The 9,490-nt window shown below is 72.8% G+C and carries 5 protein-coding genes; 2 read left to right on the forward strand and 3 right to left on the reverse strand.

Going from position 1 to position 9,490, the window contains the following annotated elements; genetic code table 11:
* Positions 1-525, forward strand: a 525-nt coding sequence (locus tag HUW36_RS18055) for a class F sortase (protein WP_174529249.1), incomplete at its 5' end; no start/stop codon positions are given.
* A gap of 64 nt (positions 526-589) precedes the next feature.
* Here the strand turns inward: HUW36_RS18055 and HUW36_RS18060 are convergent.
* Positions 590-5,659: an NAD-glutamate dehydrogenase gene (locus HUW36_RS18060; RefSeq protein ID WP_174529250.1), complete on the reverse strand. Its 5,070-nt coding sequence runs from the start codon at positions 5,657-5,659 to the stop codon at positions 590-592.
* A 288-nt stretch (positions 5,660-5,947) separates the two neighbouring features.
* On the opposite strand from HUW36_RS18060, the gene HUW36_RS18065 reads away from it, so the two are divergent.
* Positions 5,948-7,912 (forward strand): penicillin-binding transpeptidase domain-containing protein, encoded by a 1,965-nt coding sequence (locus HUW36_RS18065; protein WP_174529251.1) that lies wholly within the window; start codon positions 5,948-5,950, stop codon positions 7,910-7,912.
* Positions 7,913-7,931: 19 nt separating this feature from the next.
* On the opposite strand, the gene HUW36_RS18070 is transcribed toward HUW36_RS18065, so the two are convergent.
* Positions 7,932-9,161, reverse strand: a complete 1,230-nt coding sequence (locus HUW36_RS18070) for an arginase family protein (RefSeq protein WP_246248212.1) — start codon at positions 9,159-9,161, stop codon at positions 7,932-7,934.
* A gap of 64 nt (positions 9,162-9,225) precedes the next feature.
* Positions 9,226-9,490, reverse strand: a 265-nt coding sequence (locus HUW36_RS18075) for a tetratricopeptide repeat protein (RefSeq protein WP_174529252.1), incomplete at its 5' end; no start/stop codon positions are given.

Here is a 9,490-nt window from a genome sequence, read left to right on the forward strand (position 1 = left end):
GGCCCCGCCGGCGCCACGCCGACCACGCCGGCCGTGCCCGGCTCGCCGGTCGCCGCACCGGCGGCGCTGCCCCGCTCGGCGCCGACCACCATCTCCATCCCCCGGATCGGGGTGTCCGCCGAGATCATGACGCTCGGCACCAACCCGGACGGCACGGTCCAGGTGCCCCCGTTGGACCAGGCGATGAAGGCCGGCTGGTACTCCCCCGGCGCCAGCCCCGGCGAGGTCGGCAACGCCGTGGTCGTCGGGCACGTCGACTCCGCCCAGCTCGGCCCGGCGGTCTTCTTCAACCTGGGTGCGCTGGTGCCGGGCGACACCGTCACCATCACCCGGCAGGACGGCTCCACCGCCACGTTCACCGTGGACGAGGTCCGCTCGTACCCGAAGACCGCCTTTCCGGCGGAGCAGGTCTACGGTCCGTCCGACGTGCCCGGCCTGCGGGTGGTCACCTGCGGCGGGGCGTTCGACCGGACCGCCGGCAGCTACCTGAACAACATCGTCGTCTACGCCCGGATGACCGGGTAGCCGCGAACGGCCGTGGCCCGGCGGTCGGTTCCCCGACCACCGGGCCACGCGCGGACCGGAGCCGTCAGGCCGCCGCCGAGGTCCGCACCAGGGTACGGATCTGACGCAGCAGCACGGACAGCGCGGACAGGTCGGCGCGGGACTCGTCGAACTCCCCCATCGCCCGGTGCGCCCGGTGGATCGAGGTCGCGTTCGCCTGCTCCCACTCCTGCACCCGTTCCACCGGCGGGAGGCTGTCCGAGGTGGACCCGAGCACCTCCGCGGTGAGCGCGGCCAGCGCGGCGTACAGGTCGTAGCGCAGCGCCATCCGGGCCAGCGTCTGCCAGCGGTCCTCCCGGGGCAGCAGGGAGATCTTCGACAGCAGCGCGTCGACCCGGAACCGGTCGGAGAGCACGAAGTAGACCGAGGCCACCTCGCCCACGTCCCGCCCGGTCGTCTGCGCGGTCTCGACGATGTCGAGCAGGCCGAAGCTGTACATCAGGCGGGTCGCCTGCTCGGCCAGGTCCCGCGGGAGCCCCTTGCCGACGAGCGACTCGATGTGCGCCGCGATCGCCTCCCGCTCGGTGCCCCAGAACAGGTGCTCCAGGTCCGGCAGGAGCCGGGCCACCCCGTCGCGCAGCCGGGCGATCTCCGCCGGCACGTCGATCGGCGAGCGCCGGTTGGTCACCAGCCAGCGCACCGCGCGGTCGAGCAGCCTCCGGGTGTCCAGGTAGACGGCGGTCTGCAGCTCGGGCGAGACCTTGTTGTCCAGCGACTCGACCGCGTTCCACAGCTCGCCCAGCCCGAACACCTCGCGGACCACCACGTACGCCCGCAGCACGTCCGCCGCGGAGGCGGCCGTCTCCTCGACCACCCGGAAGACGAACGAGATGCCGCCCCGGTTGATCGCCTCGTTGACCAGGACCGTGGTGACGATGTCCCGGCGCAGGCGGTGCCGGCCCATCCGGTCGGCGAACCGCTGCCGCAGCGGGGTCGGGAAGTAGTTGACCAGGACGTCGGTCGTCCACTCCTCGTCCGCCAGGCCCTCGCTGACGATCTCACGCTCCAGCACGATCTTCACGTACGCGAGCAGCACCGCGAACTCCGGCGCGGTCAGCCCGTTCTCGGCGCGGACCGCCAGCTCCTCGTCCGGCGGCAGCGCCTCCAGCGCCCGGTCCAGCGCACCGGAGCGCTCCAGCTCGTTGATCATGCGGCGGTGCACCGGGAGCAGCGAGGCGGCCTGGGCCTGGGCGTTGTTGAGCGCCCGGGCCTGGTCGTAGTTGTCCCGCAGCACCAGGTCGGCGACCTCGTCGGTCATCTGGGCCAGCAGCTCGTCGCGCTCCGGCCGGTCCAGCTCGCCGTCGGCGACCGCCGTGTTGAGCAGGATCTTGATGTTCACCTCGTGGTCGGAGCAGTCCACCCCGGCCGCGTTGTCGATGAAGTCGGTGTAGATGCGGCCGCCGCCGGCGGCGTACTCGATCCGGCCCTGCTGGGTGAAGCCCAGGTTGCCGCCCTCGCCGACCACCCGGCAGCGCAGGCTCTTGCCGTCCACCCGGATGGCGTCGTTGGACTTGTCCCCGACCTCGGCGTTGGTCTGCGTCGACGCCTTGACGTAGGTGCCGATGCCGCCGTTCCAGAACAGGTCCACCGGCGCGGTGACGATCGCCTTCATCAGCTCCTGCGGACTGAGCTGCGTGACGTCGTCGTCGAGGCCGAGCACCGCGCGCACCTGCGGCGTGATCGGCACCGACTTCGCGGTACGCGGGTAGATCCCGCCGCCGGCCGAGATCAGCTGCGCGTCGTAGTCCTCCCACGACGACCGGGGCAGGTCGAACAGCCGCTTGCGCTCGTCCCAGGAGCGGGCCGCGTCCGGGTCCGGGTCGAGGAAGATGTGCCGGTGGTCGAAGGCGGCGAGCAGCCGGATGTGCTTCGACAGCAGCATCCCGTTGCCGAACACGTCACCGGACATGTCGCCGACCCCGACCACGGTGAAGTCCTGGGTCTGGGTGTCGTGGCCCAGCTCGCGGAAGTGCCGCTTCACCGACTCCCAGGCGCCCCGGGCGGTGATGCCCATCTTCTTGTGGTCGTAGCCGGCGGAGCCGCCGGAGGCGAACGCGTCGCCCAGCCAGAAGTTGTGCGCCGTGGAGATCTCGTTGGCGATGTCGGAGAACGTGGCCGTGCCCTTGTCCGCCGCCACCACGAGGTAGGGGTCGTCGCCGTCGTGCCGGACCACGTCGACCGGCGGCACGATCTCGCCGCTGACGATGTTGTCGGTGACATCGAGCAGCGCGGAGATGAACTCCTTGTAGCAGACCACCGCCTCGTCCCGGTCGCCCGGCTTCTGCTTGAGCACGAAGCCGCCCTTCGCGCCCACCGGCACGATCACCGCGTTCTTCACCATCTGCGCCTTGACCAGGCCGAGCACCTCGGTGCGGAAGTCCTCGCGCCGGTCGGACCAGCGCAGGCCACCCCGGGCGACCGACCCGAACCGCAGGTGCACGCCCTCGAACCGGGGCGAGTAGACGAAGATCTCGAACTTGGGCCGGGGCGCCGGCAGGTCCGGGATCGCCTGCGGGTCCAGCTTGAACGCCACGTACGCCTTCGGCCGCCCGCCCACCGGCTTCTGGTAGAAGCTGGTGCGCAGCGTCGCCTGCATCAGCGTCAGGTAGGCGCGCAGGATCCGGTCCTGGTCCAGGCTGGCCACCTCGTCCAGCGCCTCGCCGATCGCCTCGACCAGCTCGCCGCTGCGCTGCCGGCGCTCGTCCAGCGTGGTCGACCCGGGCGCGAACCGGGTCTCGAACAGCTCCACCAGCAGCCCGGCGATCCGCGGGTACGCGATGAAGGTCTGTTCCATGTACTCCTGGGAGAACACGGTGCCGGCCTGCCGCAGGTACTTCGCGTACGCCCGCAGCACCACCACCTGCCGCCAGGTGAGCCCGGCCCGCAGCACCAGCTCGTTGAAGCCGTCCACCTCGGCCTCGCCCCGCCAGGCGGCGGCGAACGCGTTCTCCACGTGCGGCCGCACCTCGGCCAGGTCCTGGTGCCGTTCGGGCAGCTCCAGGCCGAAGTCGTAGAGCCAGATCTTGCCGTCGACGCGCTCCACCTCGTACGGGTGCTCGTCGACCACCTTCACGCCGAGCGAGTGCAGCACCGGCAGCACGGCGGAGAGCATCATCGGCTCGCCGTACCGGTAGACCTTGAACCGCACGTCCATGGCCTCGTCGGCCTCGGCCGCGCGGCCGGCGGCGTAGGGGCGGGGCGCCAACTGCTTGCGGAACAGGTGCATCTCCAGCTGGCCCGGCTCCTCCAGCAGCTCCAGCTTGGCCAGGTCCTTCATCGCCTCGTACGGCGTGTGCCCGTCCTTGTAGCCCTCCGGGAACGCGTCGGCGTACCGGCTGAACAGGTGCTTGGCCTGCTCGTCACCGAGCTTGCGCTCCAGCACCAGCCGGTAGTCGTCGTCCCAGAGCCGGGTGGCGTCGGCCAGTTCCTCGGCCAGCAGGTCGGCGTCGATCTCGCCCGGCGGGTCGTTCGGGTCGGTGCGGACGATGAAGTGCACCCGGGCCAGCATCGACTCGGTCACCCGGGTGGTGTAGTCGACGCCCACGCCGTTCAGCTCGCGCAGCAGGATGTCCTGCATGCGCAGCCGGTTCTGGGTGGTGAACCGGTCCCGCGGCAGGTAGATCAGGCAGGAGATGAACCGCCCGTACGCGTCGCGGCGCAGGAACACCCGCAGCTGCCGGCGGCCGGCCATCCGGAGCACGCCGATCACCGCGTGGTAGAGGTCGTCGGTCTTGATCTGGAACAGCTCGTCGCGCGGGTAGGTCTCCAGGATCTGGAGCAGGTCCTTGCCGGAGTGGCTGCGCAGGCTCAGGCCCGAGCGGTCCAGCACCTCGGCGACCTTGCGGCGCACCACCGGTAGTTCCTGCACGCTGGTCCGGTACGCGGCGGTGGAGAACAGGCCGAGGAAACGGCGCTCCCCGACCACTTCGCCGGCGTCGTTGAAGATCTTGAAGCCGATGTAGTCCAGGTAGGCCGACCGGTGCACGGTGGCCCGCGAGTTGGCCTTGGTGATGATGAGCAGGCGCTTCTCCAGCACCTTCTCGTGCGCCTCGGGCGTCATCGAGTTGAGCGACCGGGCCTCCGGCGAGTCCGAGCGCAGGATGCCCAGCCCGGTGCCGAGGACGGCTTCGAGCGCCTGCCCCCCGCCGCTCGTCCCGTCGGTGTCGACGAGTCGGTACTCGCGGTAGCCGAGGAACGTGAAGTGGTCGTGGGCGAGCCACCGCAGCAGCTCCACCGAGTCGGTGATGTCCTTCTCCGGCACCGGCGGCCGGTTGTCCGACGTGCGGGCGGCGGCCAGCTCGTCGGCGAGTGCCAGCGCCCGCTGCCGCATCTTGGGCCAGTCCTCGACGGCCTCCCGCACGTCGGTCAGCACCCGCTGCAACTCGCGGCGCAGCGCCTCCCGCTCGGCCGGGTCGCGGACCGGGTCGATCTCGATCCGCATCCAGCTCTCGACCAGGTCACCGGCGATCGCGTCGTCCGGCTCCACGTCGGCGGAGACCTCGGTGAGCCGGCCCAGCGGCTCGCGCCGCACCACGACCAGCGGGTGCACCAGCAGGTGCACGTCGAGGTGGCGGGAGTTCAGCAGCGCCGTGACCGAGTCGACCAGGAACGGCATGTCGTCGGTGACGATCTCGACGACCGTGTGGTGCTGCTCGGCGTCGGGCTCGTGGATACGCAGCTTCAACTCGCCCGGAACCCGCTGCTGGGCCAGGTCCCGGTGGGCCCGGGCCGCCGCCAGCATCTCCTCGGCGGTGAAGCCGATCAACTCCTCGTCCGGCGCGAACCGCCAGAACCGGTCCACCAGGGTGGCCGCGTCGTGGTCGTCGCCGGCCAACGCCACCGCCTGGGCGACCAGGCGCTCCGCGTTGGGTACGGGCTCGTCCAGCTCGGCGTCCTCCGACTCGTCGGCCAGCGCCTGCGCGGGCAGACCCAGGTCGTAGAGGGTGTCGATGCTGGAACCGGTCATCCCGGTCACTCCTGTGTCGAGACGGCCGTAACCGTCCCCGTCGGTCGCCGAATCGAAGCTGTCATCGTCCCGGCCGGTGTCAGCCTGCCGGAGGTCGGGTCCCGGTTTGATCGCCGGACGCCGGTCCATCGGTGCCACTCCCCTCGACCCACCGCGTTGTGGGTCACTCTGCCGCCCAGCCTAGGCCCTGCCGTTGTGCCCCTTCGTCGGCGGACCACCGGCCGGACGTCCGGATCGGGACTTTGTCCTTTCACCCGTTGCGGGTACGTGGTCGGCCGGTCGCGGAGTACCCCGACTGGCGATGTTCATCACACTGCCACGCGCCGCGTGTCACCCCGCCACACGCGGGCGCGGGGCGGTGGGGAGCCGCGCGTCGTACTAGCGTGCAGGGCAGTTGAGCACCGGAGGGACCGCTTCATGCCCGTGTCGTACCCCGTCCGCCCCCACCGTCACACCCGTCACCGCCTGGTCGCGGCGGCCGCCGCCGTCCTGATGGCGACCGGCGGGTTGTCCGCCTGTTCCGGCGAGGACGGGCCGGAGCAGGCGGTCGACGCGTTCCTGAGCGGTTGGCACTCCGGAGACCTGCGCGCGGTCGGCTTCGTCGAGGCGACCGGCGCGCGGCTGCCGGCCGACGAGGTGGCGAAGCGGCTCAAGACGCTCTCCGGCGAGCTGGCCGCCGCCCCGCCGTCGCTGGAGCGCACCGGCGAGATCACCACCAAGGGCGACATCGCCACCGCCCGGGTGCGGCTGACCTGGCCACTGCCCGCCGGCGCCCGCTGGACCTACGACAACCCGTTGCGCCTCAAGCGCGGCGGGGACGACAAGTGGCAGGTGATCTGGGAACCGGCCGTGGTGCACGAGAAGCTGGAGGAGGGCGACCGCCTCGCCCTGCGCCGGGAGGCGGCACCGCGGGCCGGCGTGCTGGACGCCGCGGGTAAGCCGGTCGTCACGCCCCGCCCGGTGGTGCGGGTGCAGATCGCCCCGGGCGAGGTCAGGGACGTACCCGGCCTGGTGCGCCGGCTGGACGCCGCGTTCAAGGCGGTGCGACCCGCGCTGAACCCGCCGGTCGACCTCACTGACCTGCCCAAGCGCCTCAAGCAGGCGGATCGGGACGCGGTGGTCGAGGTGGTGACGCTGCGGGACGAGGCCTACCGGCAGATCAAGCCGCGGATCTACGAGCTGCCCGGCACCCGGTTCCCCACCGACACGATGATGCTCGCCCCGACCCGGGAGTTCGCCCGGGCGCTGCTCGGCTCGGTCGACCCGGCCCAGGCCGACGACCTCGAGGCCCATCCCGACCGGTACGTCCGGGGCGACCTGGTCGGCCACGGCGGTCTCCAGGGCCGCTACGACGAGCGCCTGCGCGGCGTCCCCGGGATCACCGTGATCACCGAGCGGCTCACCCCGGAGGGGGCCACCGAACCGACGGGCGCCGAACTGTTCCGCAGCGACCCGAAGGCCGGGCAGCCGGTGAAGACCACGCTCGACGTGGCCACCCAGAACGCGGCCGACGACGCGTTGCGCGGCCAGACCCGCCGTTCGGCGCTGGTCGCGGTGCGGATCAGCGACGGCGCGGTGCTGGCCGCCGCGAACGGGCCCGGCGCGGCCGGCGAGAACCTCGCCTTCACCGCCCAGGTGCCGCCGGGCTCGACGTTCAAGATGGTCAGCGCGCTGGGCCTGCTCGACCGGGGCGCGGTGACCCCGCAGACGACCGTGGACTGCCCGAAGACGTCCGAGGTCGACGGGCGGATCTTCAAGAACTCCGACAACTTCGAGTTGGGCGCGGTGCCGTTCGCCACCGACTTCGCCAAGTCCTGCAACACCGCCTTCACCGCGCTGGCGCCGAAGCTCGGCCCGGACGGACTCGCGCAGGCGGGCCGTACGCTCGGCCTGGAGGCCGACTGGGACCTCGGCGCGGACGTGTTCACCGGCAAGGTCTCCGCGAACGGGGGGCGCACCGAGCAGGCCGCCGCCGCGATCGGCCAGGGCACCACGGTGGTGAGCCCGCTGGCGATGGCCGGCGCGACCGCGGCGGTGGCGCGGGGCCGCTGGGAGCAGCCGAGACTGCTGCTGGACCCGGCGCCCGCGAAGCCCGCCCCGGCCGGTCCGGCGCTCAAGCCGGAGTCCGTCGCCGCGCTGAAGACGATGATGCGTGGCGTGGTCACCGCCGGCACCGGCGCCGCGCTGGCCAAGGTGCCCGGCGAGCCGGTGCACGGCAAGACCGGCACCGCGGAGTACGACGACAACCCGGCGCACACCCACGCCTGGTTCGTCGGCTGGCAGGGCGACGTGGCGTTCGCGGTCTTCGTCGAGCAGGGCGGGTCGAGCACCGCGAGCGCGGTGCCGATCGCCGAGCGTTTCCTGCGCGGCCTCGCCCGCTGAGCCTGCGGGCCCGGCGTTCTCAGGTGATGTCGATGCCCGACCGGTCGACGCCCGGTTCGTGGGGCGTTGCGTCGGCCGGTTCGTCGACCTCGACCGACGGCCGTCTCAGGCGGCCCGGCCCCAACGGGTCGTCGCCGACGGTCTCGACCGACGGACCGGCGTCGAATTCGTCCCTTCCGTCCCCGTCGGCGGTGGGAATCGGGCCGATCGGCTCGACGGCCACGGCGGGGGCCGGTACGGCCACCGGGGCGGGCAGCGCGTCCCGTGCCGGCCGGCCGTTGCCGGCGCGGGGCGCCGGGGGCGCGGCCGGAAGAAGCCGGGGCGGTACGGCACCCGGGGCCACCACCGGGGCGAGCCCGGCCACCACGGTGTTCACGATCTCCGCCGCGTACGCGCCGTCCGGGTCGTAGTCGGGGTCGAAGACGGTCAGCTCGACGCCGAGGCAGTGCGGGGTGTCCACCAGCCCGGCGAGCAGGATCTCCAGCTCGGCGAAGGCGATGCCGCCCGGGTCGGGCGCGTCCACGGCCGGCATCACGGCCGGGTCGAGCACGTCGACGTCGATGTGCACCCAGTAGCCGGCGCAGTCGACGAGCTGCTCGTGTGCCCATTGGGCGGTACGGGCCGCGCCCTCGGCGCGCAACGCGGGCACCGGACGGGTGGTGATGCCGGCGGCCTGGAGGTCGAGGCGGTACTCGTCCTGCGCGCGGATGCCGAGCACCACCACGTCGATGTCGCGGAAGTAGGGCCGTCGCCCCTCGATGGCCGCCAGATCGGGCTGCCCCCGGCCGGTGACCAGTGCCAGGTCCTCGCCGGCGGCGGCGCCGACGTAGGAGGCGTTGCCGGGGTGCCGGAAGTCGGAGTGGCCGTCGACGAAGACCAGCCCGATCCGCCCGCCGACCGCCTCGCCGAGCCGGTGCATGGCCAGCGCCGACCCGAGCAGCACCGAGCAGTCCCCGCCGAGCACCAGTGGGAACTCGCCGCGGTCGATGATCGAGCCGATCCGGTCGGCCAGCGCCACGGAGTATCCGGAGATCTCCGGGGCGTGGCAGACGCCGTCGCCGGGCCGCCAGTCGCCGGGGTCGTAGCGGGGCGGGGTGAGGCAGCCGGCGTCCCGGGCCCGCAGCCGGGCGAGCAGCCCGTGGTCGCGCAACGCCCCGGGGGCCTTGCCGCAGCCCGGCACGGAGCTGGGCGTGGGCGGGCGCAGTCCGAGGTTTGTCGGCGCGTCGAGGACGGCGATCCGGCGCATCATGAGCTCCCGTCCTCGGTGGTCGGGCGGGCCGGCGGTGCGCCGGCCCGCACGGTGTGCGTCGAACTCAGAACAGCGCGCTGGCCAGGGCGCGTCGGGCGGAGGCCACGGCGGGATCGTCCGGGCCGGCGATCGTGAACAGGCTGAGCAGGTGCTGGCGTACCGTGTCCCGCTCCTCGCCGGCGGTCCGGCGGACCAGCCCGACCAGCCGCTTGTAGGCCTGGTCGGCCTGGCCGCTGAGCACCTCGATGTCCGCGGCCAGCAGCTGCGCCGCCACGTCGCCGGGGGCGGCCGCCGCCGCGTCCAACGCGCCCTGCGGGTCCGCGCCGGAC

Origin of the sequence: Micromonospora maritima (assembly GCF_902825405.1) — a bacterium.
Taxonomy (GTDB): Bacteria; Actinomycetota; Actinomycetes; order Mycobacteriales; family Micromonosporaceae; genus Micromonospora; species Micromonospora maritima.

What these genes read in the sequence shown, in the direction of transcription:
- HUW36_RS18060 (WP_174529250.1), bottom strand. Translation starts at nt 5,659, where the DNA reads ATGGACCGGCGTCCGGCGATCAAACCGGGACCCGACCTCCGGCAGGCT.
- HUW36_RS18065 (WP_174529251.1), top strand. Translation starts at nt 5,948, where the DNA reads ATGCCCGTGTCGTACCCCGTCCGCCCCCACCGTCACACCCGTCACCGC.
- HUW36_RS18070 (WP_246248212.1), bottom strand. Translation starts at nt 9,161, where the DNA reads ATGATGCGCCGGATCGCCGTCCTCGACGCGCCGACAAACCTCGGACTG.